The organism is Luteimonas salinisoli (assembly GCF_013425525.1).
Taxonomy (GTDB): domain Bacteria; phylum Pseudomonadota; class Gammaproteobacteria; order Xanthomonadales; family Xanthomonadaceae; genus Luteimonas; species Luteimonas salinisoli.
Genome location: NZ_JACCKA010000001.1, coordinates 43,780 through 62,937 on the forward strand (window position 1 = coordinate 43,780; position 19,158 = coordinate 62,937).

Annotated in this window: 18 protein-coding genes; 4 read left to right on the forward strand and 14 right to left on the reverse strand. The window is 70.4% G+C overall.

Features of this window, described 5'->3' with window-relative positions; genetic code table 11:
• Window positions 1–62 precede the first annotated feature (62 nt).
• From H0E84_RS00170 to H0E84_RS00200, 7 genes are all read right to left on the reverse strand, one after another.
• A complete protein-coding gene (locus H0E84_RS00170) occupies window positions 63–1,202 on the reverse strand; it encodes a YkvI family membrane protein (protein ID WP_180676600.1) in 1,140 nt (379 codons plus the stop codon).
• A 37-nt stretch (window positions 1,203–1,239) separates the two neighbouring features.
• Window positions 1,240–2,292 carry an N-acetyltransferase DgcN family protein gene (locus tag H0E84_RS00175; RefSeq protein WP_180676601.1) on the reverse strand — a complete coding sequence of 351 codons (1,053 nt, stop codon included), beginning with the start codon at window positions 2,290–2,292 and terminating at the stop codon, window positions 1,240–1,242.
• An 85-nt stretch (window positions 2,293–2,377) separates the two neighbouring features.
• A complete protein-coding gene (locus tag H0E84_RS00180; protein ID WP_180676602.1) occupies window positions 2,378–4,717 on the reverse strand; it encodes a TonB-dependent receptor in 2,340 nt (779 codons plus the stop codon).
• Window positions 4,718–4,761: 44 nt separating this feature from the next.
• Window positions 4,762–5,898, reverse strand: a complete 1,137-nt coding sequence (locus H0E84_RS00185) for a dipeptidase (RefSeq protein ID WP_180676603.1) — start codon at window positions 5,896–5,898, stop codon at window positions 4,762–4,764.
• Between the two features lie 51 nt (window positions 5,899–5,949).
• Window positions 5,950–7,260: an oligopeptide:H+ symporter gene (locus H0E84_RS00190; RefSeq protein WP_180676604.1), complete on the reverse strand. Its 1,311-nt coding sequence runs from the start codon at window positions 7,258–7,260 to the stop codon at window positions 5,950–5,952.
• The gene (locus H0E84_RS00195; protein WP_345776236.1) at window positions 7,257–8,249 is read right to left on the reverse strand and encodes a dipeptide epimerase; all 993 of its coding nucleotides are present in this window, start codon (window positions 8,247–8,249) and stop codon (window positions 7,257–7,259) included. Before H0E84_RS00195 ends, H0E84_RS00190 begins: the two co-directional genes overlap by 4 nt.
• A gap of 70 nt (window positions 8,250–8,319) precedes the next feature.
• The gene (locus H0E84_RS00200; protein ID WP_180676606.1) at window positions 8,320–10,353 is read right to left on the reverse strand and encodes a serine hydrolase domain-containing protein; all 2,034 of its coding nucleotides are present in this window, start codon (window positions 10,351–10,353) and stop codon (window positions 8,320–8,322) included.
• Between the two features lie 208 nt (window positions 10,354–10,561).
• On the opposite strand from H0E84_RS00200, the gene H0E84_RS00205 reads away from it, so the two are divergent.
• Window positions 10,562–11,203: a helix-turn-helix domain-containing protein gene (locus tag H0E84_RS00205; protein ID WP_180676607.1), complete on the forward strand. Its 642-nt coding sequence runs from the start codon at window positions 10,562–10,564 to the stop codon at window positions 11,201–11,203.
• A 20-nt stretch (window positions 11,204–11,223) separates the two neighbouring features.
• Here the strand turns inward: H0E84_RS00205 and H0E84_RS00210 are convergent, their stop codons facing one another.
• The gene (locus H0E84_RS00210) at window positions 11,224–11,970 is read right to left on the reverse strand and encodes a MipA/OmpV family protein (RefSeq protein WP_180676608.1); all 747 of its coding nucleotides are present in this window, start codon (window positions 11,968–11,970) and stop codon (window positions 11,224–11,226) included.
• 200 nt (window positions 11,971–12,170) lie between these two features.
• Between H0E84_RS00210 and H0E84_RS00215 the strand changes: the two genes are divergently transcribed.
• Window positions 12,171–12,830, forward strand: a complete 660-nt coding sequence (locus H0E84_RS00215; protein ID WP_180676609.1) for a response regulator transcription factor — start codon at window positions 12,171–12,173, stop codon at window positions 12,828–12,830.
• Window positions 12,831–12,845: 15 nt separating this feature from the next.
• Window positions 12,846–14,231, forward strand: a complete 1,386-nt coding sequence (locus H0E84_RS00220) for a sensor histidine kinase (protein ID WP_257643981.1) — start codon at window positions 12,846–12,848, stop codon at window positions 14,229–14,231.
• A 28-nt stretch (window positions 14,232–14,259) separates the two neighbouring features.
• Here H0E84_RS00220 and H0E84_RS00225 read toward each other — a convergent pair whose 3' ends face one another.
• A complete protein-coding gene (locus H0E84_RS00225; protein ID WP_180676611.1) occupies window positions 14,260–14,766 on the reverse strand; it encodes a GNAT family N-acetyltransferase in 507 nt (168 codons plus the stop codon).
• Between the two features lie 344 nt (window positions 14,767–15,110).
• On the opposite strand from H0E84_RS00225, the gene H0E84_RS00230 reads away from it, so the two are divergent.
• The gene (locus H0E84_RS00230) at window positions 15,111–15,683 is read left to right on the forward strand and encodes an OmpO family porin (RefSeq protein WP_180676612.1); all 573 of its coding nucleotides are present in this window, start codon (window positions 15,111–15,113) and stop codon (window positions 15,681–15,683) included.
• 98 nt (window positions 15,684–15,781) lie between these two features.
• On the opposite strand, the gene H0E84_RS00235 is transcribed toward H0E84_RS00230, so the two are convergent.
• The 5 genes from H0E84_RS00235 to H0E84_RS00255 all read right to left on the reverse strand — a co-directional run bounded on the left by H0E84_RS00235 (window position 15,782) and on the right by H0E84_RS00255 (window position 18,921).
• Window positions 15,782–16,801: an NAD(P)H-dependent glycerol-3-phosphate dehydrogenase gene (locus H0E84_RS00235; protein WP_180676613.1), complete on the reverse strand. Its 1,020-nt coding sequence runs from the start codon at window positions 16,799–16,801 to the stop codon at window positions 15,782–15,784.
• 3 nt (window positions 16,802–16,804) lie between these two features.
• Window positions 16,805–17,338 (reverse strand): protein-export chaperone SecB, encoded by a 534-nt coding sequence (gene secB, locus H0E84_RS00240; RefSeq protein WP_180676614.1) that lies wholly within the window; start codon window positions 17,336–17,338, stop codon window positions 16,805–16,807.
• A gap of 75 nt (window positions 17,339–17,413) precedes the next feature.
• Entirely contained in the window at window positions 17,414–17,854 is a 441-nt protein-coding gene (locus tag H0E84_RS00245; protein WP_180676619.1) for a rhodanese-like domain-containing protein, read from the reverse strand.
• Window positions 17,855–18,014: 160 nt separating this feature from the next.
• Window positions 18,015–18,461 carry a hypothetical protein gene (locus tag H0E84_RS00250; RefSeq protein WP_257643976.1) on the reverse strand — a complete coding sequence of 149 codons (447 nt, stop codon included), beginning with the start codon at window positions 18,459–18,461 and terminating at the stop codon, window positions 18,015–18,017.
• Window position 18,462: 1 nt separating this feature from the next.
• Window positions 18,463–18,921 (reverse strand): YiiD C-terminal domain-containing protein, encoded by a 459-nt coding sequence (locus tag H0E84_RS00255; protein ID WP_180676615.1) that lies wholly within the window; start codon window positions 18,919–18,921, stop codon window positions 18,463–18,465.
• Between the last annotated feature and the right edge of the window lie 237 nt (window positions 18,922–19,158).

The following is a 19,158-nucleotide window of genomic DNA, read 5'->3' on the forward strand; positions in this document are numbered from 1 at the left end:
TGTTCTCCGTTGAATGCAGGATCTTTCGAAGCGGACGACGTGCGTTGCGGCCGCCCTCGGGCTCAACCGGGCAGGTTCGCGTCGCGACTGCCCCCGGGCCTGGCCCACAGCCGCCACGCTCCGACGGTCAGCAGCGGCAGCACGAACACGAACAGGATCATCCACGCCAGCGCCCGGTAGCCGTGGGCGATCAGGTCGACCAGGCCGAAGCGGGCGGCGACGAAGATCGACCCGACCAGCAGCAGCGCGGCGATCGCCGGCCGCGCCCCGCGCGGCAGCTCGCCGGCGCCGCGCGCGCGCCAGGCGCCGGCGACGCGCTCGTTGATCGCGTGCACCGCGCCAACGCCGCTTTCCAGCAGCGCGGAGAAGATCATCGCCTGGAACAGCAGGTGGAACAGCGGGCGCTGCATCTGCCGCAGCAGGTAGTCCGCCGGCAGCGGCTCGTCGGCGATCGCCGGCAGCCAGGCGGCCATGCAGGCGAAGAACGCGATCGCCGGCAGGATCGCGACCGGCCCGGCCAGCAGCCCGGCGACGGCGGCATCCCGGCGGCTGGTGAAGTGCCGCGCCACCGGCAGGATCGCCACCGCGCCGACGACGTTGTAGCAGGCGTAGGTCAGGCCGCCCCGGATCCAGTCGCCGGCGAGCGGGCCGGTCGCGGGCGACGGGCTCGACACGGCGGCGGCGATGCGATCGCCGAAGGCCGACCAGGCGAACACCACGAACAGGAAGTACACCGCGTACAGCAGCAGCGAGGCCCAGCCGAACAGGCGCTCCACCGAGCGGTTGCCGAACGTTACCACCGCGCCGATCGCCAGCATCAGCGCCAGCGTGCCGACGATGGGCGGCCAGCCGGTCGCCGCCGCCACCACCGCCCCCGCGGCCGCGCCGAACACGGCCAGGATCAGCACCAGGAAGACGAGGTACGCGGCCTCGAACGCGACCCAGCCGCGCCCGACCAGATGGCCGAAGAAGGCGCGATAGTCGTAGCTGCGCGTGGCCCGGGCGAAGACGAAGGTCAGCGCGCACACCGTGCTCCAAACCAGCATCGCCAGGGCCAGCCCGAGCAATCCGCCCCGGGGCCCGGCCGGCAGGAAGTATTCGGCCAGTTCCCGTCCCGTGGCGTAACCGCCGCCGATCACGAATCCCTTGAACGCCAGGCCCGGCAGCAGATAGCGCTGGAACCATGTCGGCGCGCCGCTCATCGCACCTGCGCCGGCCGTCGCGGCAGCGATGGCGCGATCACCGCAGGCAGGCCTGCGCCAGCCGCCGGAACGCCTCGCCGCCGCGCATCGGATCCGCGACCGGGCAACCCAGGCGCTCGCTCTCCGCGGCGATCAGCCGTTCGGCCTGCGCGGCGTCCAGCTTCGCGGTGTTCAGGCTCACCCCGGCGCAGCGGATCCGCGGATTGGTGCGGCGGCCCAGGCGCAGGTTCAGTTCGATGGTCTCCTCGATGCCGGGCAGCGGATAACCGGGATGGCCGAGCACGGTCTCGCGTCCGGCAGCATGGCAGACCACGATCACGTCGGGCTGGCTGCCATGCAACAGCGCCAGCGCGACCCCGGCATAGGCCGGATGGAACAGCGAACCCTGGCCCTCGATGACGTCCCAGTGTTCCGCGCCGGCATCGGGCGACAGCATCTCCGCGGCGCCGGCGGCGAAATCGGCGACCACCGCGTCCAGGGCGATGCCCTGCCCTGCGATCAAAATGCCGGTCTGGCCGGTGGCGCGAAAATACGCGTCCACGCCGAGTGCGCGCCATTCGCGGACCAGCGTCAGCGCGGTGTATTTCTTGCCCACGGCGCAGTCGGTACCGACGGTGAGCAGGCGCATCCCGCTGCGCTTGCGGCCGCTGGCGACCGGAATCCCGGGCGGCGGCTGGCGCACGTCGAGCAGGCGCCGCCCGAGCCGTGCGGCCGCGCTGCGCAGCGGTTCGATATCGGCCAGCCGCGCATGCATGCCCCCGATCAGGTCCAGCCCGGCTTCCAAGGCCTGCAGCAGTTGCGGCACCCACGCCGGCGAGATGTGGCCGCCCGGATTGGCGACGCCGATCGCCATCGAACGCGCGCCCTCGGCGAACGCCTGTTCCGGGGTCAGGTAGCGCAATCCGGTGCTGACCTTCGCGCCGACGCAGGCGTACTCGCCCACACAGCGCTCGCCCGCCCAGTCGCGCAGGCCGAACGCGGTCTTGGCATAGGCCGGCTCGGCGACGTCGCCGAGAAACAGCAGGTAGGGCTGCGGCAGCGGTTCGATCGCGCCTGGCGCGGCCTGGATGGAGCGTGCGGGTTGCGGCATCGGCGGGTCCGGTCGACTTGCAGGCATGGTGCAAAGTGGCGCCGCCACCACCACGACATCCCGTGGCGGCGGCGCCCGTCCTGGTTCAGAACCGGTAGTCGAACTCCACGCCCCAGGTGCGCGGCTGGATCGGGACCGCGCGCAGCTGCACGACCTCGCCGGTCAGGGCGCTTTCGGCGCGGCCCATCGACGACCAGCCGCGCTCGTCGGCCACGTTGTTGACGTAGGTGCGGACCGACCAGTTGCCATTGCCGATGCGCGCGTACAGATCCAGGGCCTCGTAGCTACCCACGTCCAGCGGCGGAGTGATGTCGTCCTGCAGCACCGTGCCGTCGGCCAGCACCACCTGCTGGCGGTTGCTGGTGCCGGCGACGCGGTCGCCGACGTGGCGGAACGCGCCGCCGACGCTGCCGTTCCAGCCCCTGGGCAGATCGAAGTAGTATTCCGCGGTGGCCGACCATGCCAGCTTCGGCACGTACGGCATGCGGTCGCCGGCCAGGCCGGTGTTGAGGATCACGTCGAAGCCGTCCTGCGGGATCACCGTGGACTGGAAGTCGTTCTTCACCCTGGCCCTGGTGTACGCCCCGTTGAGTCCGAGCTGCAGCCTGTCGGTCGCGCGGAACAGCGCCGACAGCTCCAGGCCTTCGCTGCTCGCCTCGCCGCCGTTGACCAGGCCGCCGATGCCTTCGAACTGCACGCCCACCTGGATGTCCTCCCAGTCGATGCGGAACGCGGCCAGGTCCAGCTGCACGCGGCGATCGGCGAATTGCGACTTCAGGCCCAGCTCGTAGCTGGCCAGCATCGACGAGTCCACGCTTGGCGGCATGCCGGGCAGGGCGACATTGGGGCCGCCCGGCTGGTAGCCGGTGGCGGCGCGCGCATACAGCATGGTGTCGTCGCCGAGCTTGAACTGCGGGCTCAGGCTCCAGGTGAACACGTCCTCGCTGGACGAACCCGGCGAACTGCCCAGCTCGACCAGGAAGCCCTCGGTCACGTCCTGGCTGAAGGTCTGGTCGTTGCGCGCCTGGCGCACGCCGGCATCGATCTTGAGCCGGTCGGTGACGCGCCATGAGCCGTTGGCGAACAGCGCCGTCTCCTTGTAGCTGCTGGGCAGCGCCAGCAGGGCCGCGGTGCCGAACATCGCGTCCAGCGGCGCGGGCAGCGGCGAGCCGTCGCGCTGGCCCAGCCAGACGTGCTGCCCCTGCACGCCGTCTTCCTTGGTGTAGAACGCGCCGAGCATCCACTCGAACCGGCCGCCGCTCTTCGAAGTCAGGCGGAACTCCTGGGTGAACTTCTCCAGGTCCAGGCTGTAGCGCGCGTAGCTGCTGCCCGGCTCGGGCAGGCCGAGCAGCAGGTTGGTGATCTCGCCGAACTGAAGGGTGCTATCGATCTGGTCCACTGTCTTCGTGTCCGACCAGCCGGTCGCGGACACGACGTCGGCCCAGCCCAGGTCCCAGTCCAGGGTCAACGCATAGAGGTCGATGTCCTTGCTGAAGGGCCGGGGTGCCCACAACTGGTCGACGACCTCGCCGAACATCTGCCGCCCGGTGGCCGGGTTGAGGGCGACGCTGGCGCGGTCGTCGAAGTCGAGTTCCTGCCGCATCGCCGACAGGCGGAGGTTGAACGCATCCCCGCTCCATCCGAACGCGATGCGTGCACTGGACTGGGTGCCGCCGTTGATGTCCTCGCGGCCATCGTGCTGGCTGTCGGTGTAGCCGGGCAGGTCGTTGTAGGCATACCCCACGCGCACCGCCATGCGATCGTCGACCAGCGGCAGGTTGGCGCCGAAACGGCCGTTCCAGCCGGTGCCGCCCTTCTTCACCGACGAGACGCCGCCGCCAATGCGGAATTCGCTGGCGACCGGGTCGGGCTCCCGGCTCACGTACTTGAGCAGCCCGCCGATCGCGCCGGCGCCGTACAGCGTGCCCTGCGGCCCGCGCGTCACTTCGACACGCTCGATGTCGTACGGCAGCAGGTCCAGGTTCAGCGTGTTCGCCGCCTGGTACAGGCCGCTGGAGCCGAGCGGCACTTCGTCGAGGTAGCTGGCGACGGTGGCGCCGGACGAGATCGCGGCGATGCCGCGCATCGAGACCGCGGTCAGGCCCGGCACGCCGTTGTCCTGCACCTGCAGCCCGGGCACGTAGTCGGCGTAGTCGGACAGCGAGTTGGCGGCCATGTTCTCCAGCTGCCGTTCGCCGATCAGGGTGATCGACGCGCCGACCTCGCGCACGTTCTCCACGCGCTTGTTCGCGGTCACCACCACGGTGTCCAGCTCGGTCGCCCGGTCCTCCACCCCGGCCGGCGACGACTCCTGTGCGATCGCCGTCGCCGATGCCAGCAGCGCCAGCGCCGCGGCGGTCGCCACGAACAGCGGCCTGCGTTGCGGCGCCCGACCGTGGATCCCCATCTCCCCTGCTCGTTTCATGACTCCCCTCCTCGAAGAATGTCGTGACCGCCTCACGGCGGCTTTCAGCCCCAGATCTCGCCCAGCAGGCGCCGGAAGTTGCCGCCCAGGACCAGTGCGATGTCGCCGTCCGAATAACCGCGCCTGGCCAGCGCCGCAACGAGATTGCGGAACTTGTCCGGCGCATCGAAGCCGTCGGTGTCCAGCCTGTCGCGGAAGGCATAGCTGGACTTGTAGAGGCCGCGCAGCATTTCCAGCTGGTCTGCGGGCATGTCGTCGTAGCCGTGCAGGTCGGCATCCGAGCCGATGCCCACGTGCTCCACGCCGACCAGCCGCGCGACGTGGTCGATGTGGTCGACGACGTGCTCGACCGTGGTCGGCTCGCGGTCGCGGACGAAGTTGCGCACGCCGGTGATGCCCATCACCCCGCCCCTGGCGGCGAGCTTGCGGATCGCCTCGTCGGTCTTCAGCCGCGGATGGTCGTTGAGCGCGCGGCAGTTGGAATGGGTGATCGCGATCGGCGTCGACGACGCCTCGATCGCGTCGAGCGTGGTGCGGTCGCCGCAGTGCGACACGTCCACCAGCATGCCGACGGCGTTCATCGTCTCGACGATCTGCACGCCGTAGTCGCTCAGGCCGCTGTCGACGCGCTCGGTGCCGCCGGTGCCGAGATAGTTCTGGCTGTTGTAGGTCAGCTGCGCGCAGCGTTGGCCGAGCTGATGGAAGAACTTCACGTCTTCCGCGGTGCGGAAATGATCCGCGTTCTGCACGCCCATGATCACCGCGACCCGGCCCTGCGCCTTGGCGCGGTCGAGGTCGGCGGCATCGCCGGCCAGGCAGAACACCTCGCTGTTGCGGGCGATGAAGCCGTTCCAGGCGGCGAGATAGCCCAGCACTTTCTCGTGGGCCCCGGGTCCTTGGAAGCCGATCGCGTGGTGCATCGCGGTAATGCCGCTGGCCCGAAACTCGGCGGCTTGCGCCTCGGTCAGGCGGCCGGCGTAGGCCTCGGGCCGGAAGTCGATCTTCAGCGGCGCCAGCATGTCGATGACCATGGCCCGCTCGACCAGCCCGTCGACGCCCCCGTCGACCGCCGCACCGGCCGCGGACGTGGCACCGGCGATCGCCGGCGGCAGGGCCGTGGCCAGCGTGCCGGCCGCCAGCGCCTGCAGCACGCGACGCCTGGAGAGGTCAGCAGTTGTCATTCGGCGCCCCTAATTCTCTTATCGGGCATCTTGATCCTAATTGGAGAATTGTCAAATTCGCACCGTGGTCATGGCCGCCCTGTCGGGCCCGACCTCCGCCTCCATCCGCCGCGCCGGTCGGTCCAGCAGGCCCAGCAGCACGCCGGCGCCCGCGGCCACGGCCGCCATCAGGGCGAAGAACGCGGCCGGTCCGAGCCGGCTCCAGGCCATCCCGAGCAGCCCGGCCAGCAGGTTTCCGCCGAACGCGGCGAAGAACCACGCCGCCACCGTGGTCGCCCGATGCTTCGCCGGCGCCAGCCGCGCGAACAGCCCCAGGCCGACCGGCAGGATGAACAGCTCGCCCATGGTCAGGACCAGGAAGAACAGCGCCAGCCACACCCAGCTCGCCTGGCCCGCCGCCGTGCCGGCGCTGACCGCGGCCAGCAGCAGGTAAGCCAGCGCCACCCCGCCTGCGCCCAGCGCCATCTTCCGCGCCGATCCGGGCTCGCGGCCGCGCCCGGCCTGGCGCGACCAGTGCGCCACCAGCACCGGCGTCAGCAGGATCACCAGCATCGGGTTGAGCGCCTGGAACCAGGTCATCGGAATGGTCAGCGCGCCGAGGCTGCGGTCGATGCCGGTGTCGGCCCACAGCGCGATGGTGTTGCCGATCTGCTCGTAGGCGCCGCGGAACAGCATCACGCACAGGGCGATCGCGAGCAGCACGCGCAGGCGCAGGGCGAGGCCGGCGTCGTTCGCCTCGTCGGTGGCGGCGACCGCCTCGCGCCTGCTCGCCTCGGGCGGCAGGTAGCGGCCACCGCCCACGTAGACGGCCAGGCCCAGCAGCATGCCGATGCCGGCGGCGCCGAAGCCGTAGTGCCAGCCGTACAGCTCGCCCAGCGTGCCGCAGACCAGCGGCGCCAGCAGGCCGCCGACATTGATGCCGACGTAGTAGATGTTGTACGCCGAACCGCGGCGCGGATCGCGGCGCTGGTAGAGCCCGTCGACCTGGCTCGGCAGGCTGGGCAGGAACAGGCCGTTGCCCAGCGCGATCGACGCCAGCGCGAGGTAGAACAGGCTCTCGGAGGCCATCAGGAAATGGCCGATGGCCATGATCGCGCCGCCGATGATCACCGCGCGGCGGCGGCCGAGCCAGCGGTCGGAGACGATGCCGCCCAGGATCGGGGTGAAGTACACCGTCGCCGCGTACAGCCCGTACACCAGCGAGGCCTGCTGCTGGCCCATCAGCAGCTGCTTGGTCATGTAGTAGACCAGCAGCGCGCGCATCCCGTAGTAGGAGAAGATCTCCCACATCTGAGTCAGGAACAGGATCGTCAGCCCGCGCGGCTGGCCGAACCAGTCCCGCTGCGCGGGCGTCGTGCTCACGGACTGCCCCAGACTTCGGCCGGGCAGTCGAGATAGCCGTCGCGATAGACCACGCCCGGCTTGCGGTCCGCCTTCAGGAACACCGGTCCGTCCAGGTCGACCACGTCGCAGAACTGCCCCAGCACGAACGCCGGCGCCATCGCCAGGCTGGACCCGGCCATGTTGCCGACCATGACCCGCTTGCCCAGTTCGCGCGCGCGCCGCGCCATGCGCAGGCCTTCGCTCAGGCCGCCGCACTTGTCCAGCTTGATGTTGATGACGTCGAAACGATGGTGCCGCGCCTCGAGCTCGGCGAGATCGAGGATGCTCTCGTCGGCGGCGAACGGCAGCACGCGCTCGATGCCGTCGAGGTCGGCCTCGTGGCCGCGCCTGCACGGTTGTTCCAGCAGGGAGACGTTCTCCGCGACCAGCACCGGCAGCAGCTCCGGCAAGCTGTCGGCGTCGTAGCCCTGGTTGGCGTCGACGCCGATCCACGCGTCCGGGCAGCGCCTGCGCACCGCGCGCACGCGCGCGCCATCGAGTTCCGCTTCGCCGGTCAGCTTGAGCTTCAGCGCGCGCGCGCCGGCGAAGGCAGCGGCACGTTCTGCCATCGCCTGCGGATCGTCCGCGCCGACGGTGAAGGTGGTCAGCAGCGGCCGCACGCGGTCCAGTCCGGCCAGCTTCCACACCGGAACACCGCCGCGCCTGGCGTCGAGTTCCCAGAGCGCGCAGTCGAGCGCGTTGCGCGCCCCGCCCGCCGGCAGCAGGGCGTTGGCGGTGGCGCGATCGATGCCCGCTTCGATGCGCGATCGCATCGATTCCAGCGTGGCGAGCATGCCTTCGGGACGGTCGTCGTTGTAGTACACGCCGGCGGCTTCGCCGCGGCCGACGTGATCGCCGTCGCGCAGGGTCGCCACCGTCGCCGGCATGGCGTCGAAGACGTAGCCGGAGATGCGGAACGGCGCCGACAGCGGCAGCGGCTCGTTGTGCAGTTCGAGTTGCAGGCTCACGCGCGTCCCCGCAGGTTGGGGATGCGGGCCGGCGAGGAGGTCGCCGGCCCGCATCGATCGGCAACGGGGATCAGTAGTAGGCGCCGTAGCCGAGCAGGTGATGCGAGATGCCGATCCACAGCAGGAACACGCACGACAGCGCCAGCACGATGCTCCACAGCTTGGCGAGCAGGCGGCGCCGGCCGCGCAGCACCTTCCAGCAGTTCCACAGCGCGGCCAGCGCGCCGAGCGGCAGCACCACCAGCGCCAGCAGGCGCATGAGGTTGAACACCGCATCGGTGTCCGCGCTCAGCTTTTCGAGGTCGCTCATCATCCCGACGATCAGGCCGAGCGCGCCGGCCATGACCACCAGCACGGCGAGCGCGGCGATGCGGACGATCCGGTGCATGCGCGCGTCATCCCCCGACAGCCCGTACGGCACGCCGTAGTACCGGCGGACCAGCGCCGACACCGGCCACGCCACCACGGTCGCGGCCAGCGCCAGCAGGCTCGCCGCCAGCAGCGTCAGCAGCAGGCCCGGCGACTTCCACCAGGGCAGGCGCTGGAACACCATGATCGCCGCGTACGGCTCCATGCTGAAGCGGGTCACCTTGCCATCGACCACGTCGGCGGCGAGGCGGTCGCCGCTGGCGACGTCCTGCCACAGGTACGGCGAGATCTCGCGCCACTTCGTCGGTGCGCCGGAAGCATCGAGCGCGATCGACACGCTGATGGTGCCGTCCTCGTTCGCGAACACCTTGACCGGGCCGAGCAGGTTCAGCAGCGACATGAAGTTGCTGTCGGGACGGCGGCTGCTGGTGTAGGCGCCGGCGATCTGCGCCGCATGCAGCTTCGCATCTGCTTCGGACACCGCGCTCACCGGCGCCTCCGGACCCGGCAGGTATCGGTCGGCGAAGCCTTCGGCCAGGTTGTCGCGGATCTGCAGGGGCGCGCCATTGCGGCCGGAGCTGTTCATCGAGACGTAGATGCCGATGCCGTCGTCGATGAACAGCTGCAGGTCGCTGTGGAACCACAGCGTGTCGCCGCCGTGCGAGATCGCGCGATGGCCGTTGAGCGAGGTCTCGTAGAAGCCGAGCATCATCCTGTTCAACGCACCTACCGAGGTCTGCCCAGTGGTGTGCATCGTTTTCGCGGTGTCTTCGCGGAGGATGCGGGCGTCGCCGTACGTGCCGCCCTGCAGGTGCGCGATCATGAACTTGGCCATGTCCGCGCCGGTGGCGGCGAGGCTGCCGGCCGGCGCCAGGCTGATGAACTCGTAGTCGCGCGGCTTGCCGTCCGAGGCGCTCTCGTAGCCCTTGGACATGTTGGCCAGCAGCGCGTCCGGCAGCGGCTGGCGGAAGCTGGAATCCTCCATGTCCAGCGGCGCCAGGATGTGCCTGTCGATGTAGTCGTAGAACGATTCGCCCGACACGCGCTCGATGATGTAGCCGGCCAGCGCGGTCGCGTAGTTCGAGTAGGCCGGCGTGGTGCCGGGCGCGTGGATGCGCTCGGGCACCCAGCGCTTGAGCGCCTGTTCGAGCGGCACGATCTGGTCGGCGTTGCTGGTGATCAGGCCGCGGATCTGCTCCTCGAAACCCACGGTGTGGGTCATGACCTGGCGCAGCGTGGCCGGCTTGCCGTCGCGCGCGGGAACCTCGAAGTCGATGTACTGGTTGAGGTCGGCGTCGAGGTCCAGCTTGCCCTGCTCGACCAGCTGCATCACCGCGGTCCAGGTGAACAGCTTGGAGATCGAGCCCGGGCGGAACAGGTGCCTTGCCGGATCGACCGGAGTGCGCGTCGCCAGGTCGGCGTAGCCGTAGCCCTTCTGCAGCAGCACCTGGCCATCCTTGACCACCACGACCACGGCGCCGGCGATGTCGCCGGTCTGCAGGGCGTAGGGCATGTAGCCGTCGAGCCAGGCCTCGAGGTCCTGGCGGGTGAGGTTGGCCGGTCCGGCCTGGACGGTGGCGTCCGCCTCGGCCCCGGCGTCCTCCGCGTCCGGCTCGCCGGTCTTCGGCGCCAGCTCGGGCGGAACGATCGAGGTCGGCGACGCAGCCGGAGCGGCCGCAAGCGGCAGGGCGAGCAGCATCCCCGCGACAAGGGAAAGGATCGTGGACACGCGCATCGCAAGCCTCCTGATTGGTTCCCCGGACGGCCGCTGGTGCGGCCTGTTCACGCCAACACAGCCCGATCAGGCCTGCTGAAGCGATAATGATCCTAATTGGAGAATTGTCAACCTGCCCCGGTCTGGCGGTCGATGCCGCAATCGCGCGAATATGCCCCCGACACGGGCGGCATCGGCCGCATCCGCTTCTATCAGGAGTTCCCGGCGAATGCCTTCGCAACACCCCACGATCGGCCACCTGCTGCGCGCCCTGCGCACCCGCAACGGCTGGACCCTGAAGGAGATGAGCCAGCGCTGCGGCATTCCGCTCTCGACGCTGTCCAAGGTCGAACACGACCGCCTGAGCCTGACCTACGACAAGCTGCTGCAGATCAGCCAGCGCCTGAACATCCGCATGTCGGAGCTGTTCGCCGAGCCGGACACCGCCAACGAGCCGCCGGTCACCGCGCGGCGCAGCATCGCCCGGGTCGACGATGCGATCCGGGTCACCACGGACAACTACGACTACTTCTATCTATGCCCGGAACTGCGCCGCAAGCGCATGATTCCGGTCCTGACCCGGGTGCGCGCCAAGAGCCTGCACGAGTTCGGCGAGCTGGTGCACCACTCCGGCGAGGAGTACGTCCACGTACTCGAGGGCCGGGTCGAGGTGCACACCGAGTTCTACGATCCGATCGTGCTGGAAGCCGGCGAGGGCGTGTACATCGACTCCAACATGGGCCACGCCTACCTCGCCGGCGCAGACTGCGACGAGGCGCTGTTGCTGGGCATCTGCTCCAGCGCCGACGAACAGCTGCTGCAAGCGCTGTTGACGCTGCATGGCGACAACGGCGCGCCGGTGAAGAAATAGCCTTTGCCGAGGCCGGAGCCTCAAAACATGCGCACGAGACCTACGGTGGCGAACGGTGCGGTGGCCCGCTCCACCACCGGACTGTCGTGGGCGTCGCCCTGCAGGCGATTGACGCCGGCGGCGGTGACCAGGCTCCAACGGCTGCCGGCGAAGCGGTGCAGCCAGCTGGCCGATGCGCCGACCGACTTGATGCCCGAGGAGGCGGCGTACGCGGGCAGCCCCGCTTCGCTGCGCGCTGCGTCTTCCGGCGTGATGCCGAACCAGGTCTGCATGCTGTCGTCGTCGGCCCATTCCGCATTCGCGCCAAGCGTGACGACGTCGCGCTCGCGCTGCAGCACGTGGTACCCGGCCTGCAGGTCGACCGTGGCGCCGTAACCGCTCTTGGCCACGCGCCGGTACGCCACGCTCGCCGAGAATCGCCCCGGCTCCCAGGCCAGGAAGGCGCCATAGACGGCGTGGTCGTCGATGTCCTCCAGGCCCCGCAAGATCGCGGCGTCGCCGCCGTCGCGGCCCATCCCGGCACTCAGGAACAGTCCGGCGACCAGATCGGTCTCCGTCGACCACTTCACTCCCAGCGCCGGCAGCCCGGCACGCGGCGAGAAGAAGAAGTGCTCGGTCTCGTAGCGGATCAGCGGCAACGGCAGGAAGCGGTCGTCCTCGGCGCCTTCGTACTCGGGCACCATCGCCACGCCGATGCCGGCGTAGTTCTGGGCCGCCGCCTGCTGTGCGCACAGCGCGAGCCCGAGCGCCAGCCACCAGCGGCGCATCGGCCGCGGCTTCCGCGCCCGCATGGAGAGTGATGTCATGGATTGCCGCCCGGGGTCGTTTGGATGATGGCGCAGCATCGGCCGTCGTGTTTAAGTTTTCTTTAAGCCACGGACGCGTTCACGCCCGGCCGGGCAGCGCTTAAACCTGTTTTAATCGCCTTCGGCGAGCCTGCCCGGCCACATTGCAGTTCCCGCGCCCCATGGACTCCGTGCTCCTGGTCGAAGACGATCGCATGCTCGGCGACGCACTCACGGCGGCGCTGGCGCAGGACGGCTGGCGCGCCGACCGCAGCGAGGACGTCGCCGCGGCGCGGCTGGCCCTGGTCGACCACGCCTACGCCGCGGTGCTGCTCGACCTGGGCTTGCCGCGCGGCTCGGGGCTCGACGTGCTGGCGGCGATGCGGGCGCGCTACGACACCACGCCGGTGCTGATCATCACCGCCCGCGACCAGCTCAGCGACCGCATCCGCGGCCTCGACAGCGGCGCCGACGACTACATCGTCAAGCCGTTCCAGCGCGACGAACTGCTGGCGCGGCTGCGCGCGGTGGTGCGGCGCAGCCGCGGGCGGGTGGCGCCGGTGCTGCGTTGGCGCGACATCGCGCTCGATCCGGCCGAGCGCACGGTGACGCGCGCCGGCGAGCGCGTCCACCTGGGCGTGCACGAGTACCGCACACTTCTGGCGCTGATGGAGAGCCAAGGCCGCACGCTCAGCCGCGACCAGCTGCACGACCGGCTGTACGGCGACGACGGCGCGATCGAGAGCAATACCGTCGCCGTCTACATCCACCAGCTGCGGCGCAAGCTCGGCGAGCAGCTGGTGGTCACCGTGCATGGCTACGGCTATCGGCTGGGGGACTAGGGCTTGTTGACGCTGATGCGTTCGCTGCGCACCCGGCTGCTGGTGGTGCTGACGCTGATGGTTCTCGCCGCATGGGCGATCTGGATCGGCTGCCAGTACCAGCAGATGACCCGCCAGCAGAGCGGGCTGTTGGACCGCTCCCTGCGCAGCATCGCCGAGCAGATCCTGCAGTCGATGCCAGGCGATGTCGAAGCGGTCGGCGCCGGCCCGCGCTTGCGGCTGCCGCACGACCCCGCCGCGCTGACCGGCAAGTTCGACAACTTGCATTTCCAGGTCTGGGGACTGGCACGCCGCGAGGGCATCGTGAAGTCGCCCCATGGGCCTTCCGCGCCGATGCGCGCGGATTTTTCCACTGGCCATGCCGATGTGGTGATCGACGGCGTCCCCTGGCGCGTGTTCGCGGTCAGCGATGCCGACGGGCGGGTGCAGGTGCAGGTCGGTCACGACGCGTCGCTGCTGCACCACGAGCTCAAGCGCTGGGCGCGCGACAGCCTGGTCACCGCCCTGCTGGTGCTGGGCGGTCTGGCCCTGGCGGTCTGGGCGGTGGTGCGCTGGTCGCTGCAGCCGGTGCTGCGGGTGCGGCAGGCGATGGCGGCGCGAGAAACGCTGGACCTGACGCCGCTTCCGGAAGCCGGATTGCCGTCGGAGGTGCGGCCCCTGGTGGATTCGTTCAACACGCTGCTGCAGCGCCTCGACCATGCCCTGCAGAACGAGCGTCAGTTCCTGAGCGAGGCCGCGCACGAGCTGCGCACGCCGCTTGCCGCCTTGCTCACCCAGGCCCAGGTGGCACTGCACTCGAGCGATCCGGACGATACCCGCGAGGCGCTCGACCGGTTGATCCGCGGCATCGAGCGCACCTCACGCCTGGCGCAGCAACTGCTCGATTCGGCACGGGTCGAAAGCGGCCGCGGCGAGCACCGCCGCCAGGCGGTCGACTTGGCGCAGGTGATCGAAATGGTCGCGCAGGAGTTCGAGCTCGTGTCCGCACGCAAGCGACAGCGGATCGTGCTCGACACCGAACCCTGCATCGTCGCCGGCAACCTCGACGACCTCGGCATCCTGGTCCGCAACCTGCTCGACAACGGCCTGCGCTACGGCCGCGAGGGCGGGCGGGTCGAGATCGCCTGCCGGCAGTCGCCGGAGGAAGGCGTGCTGACCGTGCGCGACGACGGCGCCGGCGTCGCCGACGACGAACGCGACCGGATCTTCGAGCGCTTCTTCCGCGGCAGCAACGGCAACGGCGAACGCGGCAGCGGCATCGGCCTCTCGCTGGTGGCGCGCATCGCCCGCGCGCATGGCGCCAGCGTGCAGGCGGAAAGCGGCATCGACGGCCGCGGCTTCGGCGTGCGCCTGACGTTCCCCGCGCGCGGCGATCCCGGAGCCCGCGCGGAAGGACGCTAGGAATCCCGCTCCGGCGCGCGCGCGGCGATCAGCCGCCGGCCTGCCGGGCCGCGCCGCCGTCGTGCTCGTCGAGGGGGAGCACGTAATGCACCGAGCCGGTTCGGACCGCCTCCGGCGGCAGCGCCTCCCGCAGGCGCGCGGCCAGCGTCGCCGGCAGGTTCCACTGCAGGTTCGCGCAGCCCAGCGCGTCCGCGGTGCGCAGGACATGCAGGAACAGGCGCCGTTCGACGGCGGCCGGCGCATGCGTGCGTGGCCGCACGAACAGCGATTCGAGCCGCAGGTAGTTGCGGCGGTGCAGGAGCGAGCAGCCGGCGGTGGCGCCGGCGTAGCCCACCGCCTCGCCATCGGCCCAGGCCAGCCAGGCCCACGCCCGCCGCGGCGGATCGAACAGCGCCTCGTACAGCTCCAGCGGATCCGCTCGCGCCGCGCCAAAGCCGCCGCGGTCGGTGCCGGCGCCGGCGCCGTCGCGCAGTTGCGCATCGCACAGCGCCAGCAGCGCGGTGAAGTCGTCGCGCCCGGCGGCACGCACGTCCACCGCCGCCTTCGGTCGTGCCGGAAACGCCCTGGCAGACGCGCCGGCACGGACGCGGGTTGGATGGGAAGCGATCAGCGTGGGCATGGCGGGGTCCCGGGGCGAATGGAGGTCCATCACGTTGGATCGCCGCGGTTAAAACCGGTTTAAGCCGCGCCCTGACCTGAATGCGCCCGGAAAGTTCCTGTACTTCCCGGTTCAGTATTCAGGCCATGTTGCGCTTGCCCTCGCACAATGCGTGCACCGGCCCGGGTGGCAGTCGTGCTTTTCAGCAACCGAAGCACTTCTCCCCTCCCCCTCGCCACCCGGGCCGGCCCTTACACGAGAAGAAGAAGAGACCTCCCCCGATGAAGCGTTCCCTGCTTGCCCTGACCCTCGCCGCAGCGCTGCCCTTCGCCGCCGCACATGCCGCCGAAGGCGTCTCCTACAACTACGTCGAAGGCGGCTACAGCGCCACCAACAGCGATGCGGACGCCGACGGTTTCGGCGCCAACGCCTCCTTCGCCTTCCATCCCAACTTCCACGTGTTCGGCGGCTACCTGAACCAGGAAGTCGACGACACCGACTTCGACTTCGACCAGTGGCGCGTCGGCATCGGCTACAACCACGAGATCTCGCCGCGCGCCGACCTCGTCACCCGCATCGCCTACGAGAAATTCGACGCCGGGCGCGACCTGTTCGGCAACCGCATCGATCCCGACGGCTACAGTGCCGAAGTCGGCGTGCGCGGCGCGCTGACCGCCAACCTCGAGGGCTATGCCATGGCCGGCTACGAGGACTACGGCAGCGACTACGGCGACGATTTCTATGGCCGCCTCGGCGCACAGGTGAAGTTCAACCCCAACTGGGGCATCAGCGGCGACGTCAAGTTCGCCGATGGCGACACCCAGTGGTTCGTCGGTCCGCGCTTCACCTGGTAGGCGCCCCGGCACGACCCCGCACCAATCGCGATCGACTCTCTCTCCCCGGAACATCGCGATCGACCCGGCCGGCAACGGCCGGGTCTTTTTTTTGTTTCTCAGAACAACCGCACCGGATACTCCGCCTTGCGTTCGCGGGCCATCAGCCGCGCCAGGCCCTCCGCCGGGGTGATGTCGCCGTGGAGCACGTCGCGCACGTTGCCGGCGATCGGCAGCTCGATGCCGTGGCGGTCGGCCAGGCGCATCACCTCGTCGGCGGTCTGCAGCGATTCGACCACCTGGCCGATCTCGCGCACCGCGTCCTCGATGGTATGGCCGCGACCCAGCGCCAGCCCCAGGCGGCGGTTGCGCGACAGGTCGCCGGTGCAGGTCAGCACCAGGTCGCCTAGCCCGGCGAGCCCCATCAGCGTTTCCGGGCGTCCGCCCATGGCGATGTTGAGGCGCAGCATCTCGTTGAGGCCGCGGGTGATCAGGCCGGCGCGGGCGTTGAGCCCGAGCGCCATGCCGTCGGCCACGCCGGTGGCCACGGCCAGCACGTTCTTCATCGCGCCGCCGAGCTCGGCGCCGCACATGTCGTCGCCGGTGTAGGCGCGGAAGGCCGGGCCGTGCAGCACATCGGCGACGGCCTGCGCGAAATCCTGATCGTCCGCATGCACGGTGAGCGCGGTCGGCAACCCCCGCGCGACCTCCTGCGCGAACGACGGCCCGGTGACCACGGCAAGCGGCACGTCGGCGCCGAGGATCTCGGCGGCGACTTCGTGCAGGAACCGCCCCGAGCCCGGCTCGAAGCCCTTGGTCGCCCAGGCCACGCCGGCATGCGCCGGGCGCAGCGGGGCCAGCGCGCGCAGCGTTTCGGCGAAGGCGTGCGAGGGCACCACCACCAGCACCAGATCGGCGCCCCGCAGCGCGCCGGGCAGGTCGGTGGTGGCGCGCAGCGCTTCCGGCAGCGCGCTACCCGGCAGGTAGCGCGGGTTCTCGTGCGACCGGTCGATGGTTTCGACCAGCGCGGCGTCGCGCCCCCACAGCACCGTCGGGGCATCGTGCCGCGCGGTCAGGGCCGCGAGCGCGGTCCCCCACGAGCCCGCGCCCAGGACCGCGACGGAGGGCGGGGTCGACATCGGTCAGGCGTTGCCGACCGTCTCGTTGTCGCCGTTGCCCGCCGTCTTCTGCTGCGCGTTGCGCTGGCGCAGTCCCTCGGCGTAGAGCGCCTCGAAGTTGATCGGCTGCAGCAGGAAGGGCGGGAAGCCGCCGGCCTGAATCAGCTCGCCGAGCATCTGGCGGGCGTAGGGATAAAGCACGTTCGGGCAATGCGTGCCGAGCATCGCATCGAGGACGTTGGCCTCGAATCCGGCCAGGCCGAACACGCCGGCCTGCTGCACCTCAGCCACGTACACGGTGTTGCCTTCGCCCTCGCCCAGGGTGCAGGTCAGGGTGATCGCCAGGACCACTTCGTAGCCGTTCTCGCCGACCTTCTGCACGCGCTGGTTGAGGTTCATGTTGAGCTGCGGCTGGGCCTGCTCGTTGAACACGTGCGGGGCCTTCGGCGACTCGAACGAAACGTCCTTGACGTAGATCTTCTCGACGCTGAACTGCGCGCCGGCGGGCTGCGCGGGGGCGGCGGCGCCGTTGGCGGTATCGGGTTGTTGCTCGGCCATCGTGGTGGGACTCCAGGAGTGATCGGATCGGCGAAAAGAGGGCGATTATGGCACTTCGGCGCGGGACGGACCCGCTCAGCGGCCGCGGCCGCGGCTCAGCGGCAGGTCGGCCTGCTGCCAGCCGTGGATGCCGCCGTCGAGCACGAAGACGCGCTCGAATCCGGCCTTCTTCAGCCGCGAGGCGGCCCCGGAGGCGGTCTGGCCGGTCTTGCAGACCAGCACCACCGGCAGCGCCTTGGCCGCGGCCAGCTGCTTGCTTTCCGGGTCGAACTGGCTGAGCTGCACGTTCTTCGAACCGGGAATGTGCCCCTTCTCGAAGTCGGCCATCGGCCGCAGGTCGACCACCAGGGCGTTGTCGCGATTGACCAGCGCGGTCAGTTCCGCCGGGCGCAGCCCCTTGAAGCCGCGGAACAGGCGCGCGATCTCGGTGAAGACGATGGCGGCGGTGAGCCCGGCCAGGGCGAGCGACAGCAGTGGATGGCGGCCGGCGAACGCCAGCAGTTCTTCGAGATTCACGGGGGGCACGCAGGTCCGGCAGCGGGCGGCGATTGTCGCCCAGCGCGGGGCGCGGCGCAAAGCGCGCCGCCGGACGGCAGGCTACGGCGCGCATCGGCCGGGGCTTCGCCCCCCGCCCCGCGCCCCGGGCGCCGACGGTCGGGCCGCCCGTCCGCCGCGGCTACTCGCCCCTCCAGAAGTCGGGCAGGCCGTTGGCGATCCACCATTGGCCGGCATCCGGGTCGTAGCGCCACTGCTCGGTGTGGCGCAGCGAGCGCTCGGCCATGGTGTGGCGGTTGACCACGCCGATCTCGATGTCGCGCACCACGGTGCCCTCGTCGGCGGCCTGGACGCCGCGCTCGCGATAGGCGGAGATCTGGATGTGCCCGTAGCGCTCGAAGTGCAGCTCGGTCATCGGGTTGGCCTCGCGGTATTCCGGATCCACCAGGTTCCAGGCCCCCTCGAAATCGCCCCAGCGGATCGCGGCCGACCAGGCGTACTGCTGGCGCTGCAGCGCGCTCGCCTTCTTGTTGCCGGCGCAGCCGGCCAGCAGCAGCGCCGCCAGCAGCAGCCACGTCAATCTGCGGATCTCGCGCATGGTGGTCTTCCCGTCCTCGGATGCGCGCATCCTAGCGCGTGGCGATCGCCACGTAACGTGCCCGCGCCTCGGCGGCGGTGCCGCCATCGGGCAGCGGGATGCGCGCCGCCAGGCCGGCGCGGGCGCGGCCGCGCTCGCGGAGGGTCGAAATGAATCCGTCCCACGAGGCGTCCGCGTCCAGGCGCGACTCGGAGAGCAGGTCGGCATACAGCGGCGCCAGGTAGCGCACGCTGCTGTCGGCGACGTAGACGTCCGCCCGCAGCCCGGCTTCGCGGATGCGCAGCGACACCAGGCCCCACGAGGACAGCGTCATCAGCGACACCATGCTGCCGCCGAACGCGCAGCCCTTGTCGTTGACGTGCAGCGCCAGCGGCGCGTGCAGGCGCAGGCATTCGCCGTCGTAGCCGGCGATGCGCAGCTGCATCGCCGCGACCGGGGGCATGGCCTGGTAGTGGGCATCGAGGGCGCGCAGCGATTCTTCGAGCGGCATCCGCACAGGGTCCTGTCGTTTGGGGAAGGGGGCCGGGCTTGCGGCGGTCCTGCACTGCCACCAAGCTGGCGCGCATGACCGGCGCGACAGGTTCCTCGGCACTCGCGGGATGCTACGTCATCTCGCTGCGGCCCGTGGGCGGGCATGCCGGGCTGCGCCGGGCGGCGGCGCGGCACGGCGCGCGCGTACTGGCGCTGGCGCCCTGGCGGCTGGCCGGCCGCGTGGATGCCGGCAGCG

Bases quoted from the DNA above. Each gene is read 5' to 3' on its own strand.
- H0E84_RS00215 (WP_180676609.1), top strand. From the start codon at position 12,171: ATGGACTCCGTGCTCCTGGTCGAAGACGATCGCATGCTCGGCGACGCA.
- H0E84_RS00170 (WP_180676600.1), bottom strand. From the start codon at position 1,202: ATGAGCGGCGCGCCGACATGGTTCCAGCGCTATCTGCTGCCGGGCCTG.
- H0E84_RS00180 (WP_180676602.1), bottom strand. From the start codon at position 4,717: ATGAAACGAGCAGGGGAGATGGGGATCCACGGTCGGGCGCCGCAACGC.
- H0E84_RS00250 (WP_257643976.1), bottom strand. From the start codon at position 18,461: ATGCGCGCATCCGAGGACGGGAAGACCACCATGCGCGAGATCCGCAGA.
- H0E84_RS00175 (WP_180676601.1), bottom strand. From the start codon at position 2,292: ATGCCGCAACCCGCACGCTCCATCCAGGCCGCGCCAGGCGCGATCGAA.
- H0E84_RS00230 (WP_180676612.1), top strand. From the start codon at position 15,111: ATGAAGCGTTCCCTGCTTGCCCTGACCCTCGCCGCAGCGCTGCCCTTC.
- H0E84_RS00255 (WP_180676615.1), bottom strand. From the start codon at position 18,921: ATGCCGCTCGAAGAATCGCTGCGCGCCCTCGATGCCCACTACCAGGCC.
- H0E84_RS00220 (WP_257643981.1), top strand. From the start codon at position 12,846: ATGCGTTCGCTGCGCACCCGGCTGCTGGTGGTGCTGACGCTGATGGTT.
- H0E84_RS00210 (WP_180676608.1), bottom strand. From the start codon at position 11,970: ATGCGCCGCTGGTGGCTGGCGCTCGGGCTCGCGCTGTGCGCACAGCAG.
- H0E84_RS00235 (WP_180676613.1), bottom strand. From the start codon at position 16,801: ATGTCGACCCCGCCCTCCGTCGCGGTCCTGGGCGCGGGCTCGTGGGGG.
- H0E84_RS00200 (WP_180676606.1), bottom strand. From the start codon at position 10,353: ATGCGCGTGTCCACGATCCTTTCCCTTGTCGCGGGGATGCTGCTCGCC.
- H0E84_RS00205 (WP_180676607.1), top strand. From the start codon at position 10,562: ATGCCTTCGCAACACCCCACGATCGGCCACCTGCTGCGCGCCCTGCGC.
- H0E84_RS00185 (WP_180676603.1), bottom strand. From the start codon at position 5,898: ATGACAACTGCTGACCTCTCCAGGCGTCGCGTGCTGCAGGCGCTGGCG.
- secB (WP_180676614.1), bottom strand. From the start codon at position 17,338: ATGGCCGAGCAACAACCCGATACCGCCAACGGCGCCGCCGCCCCCGCG.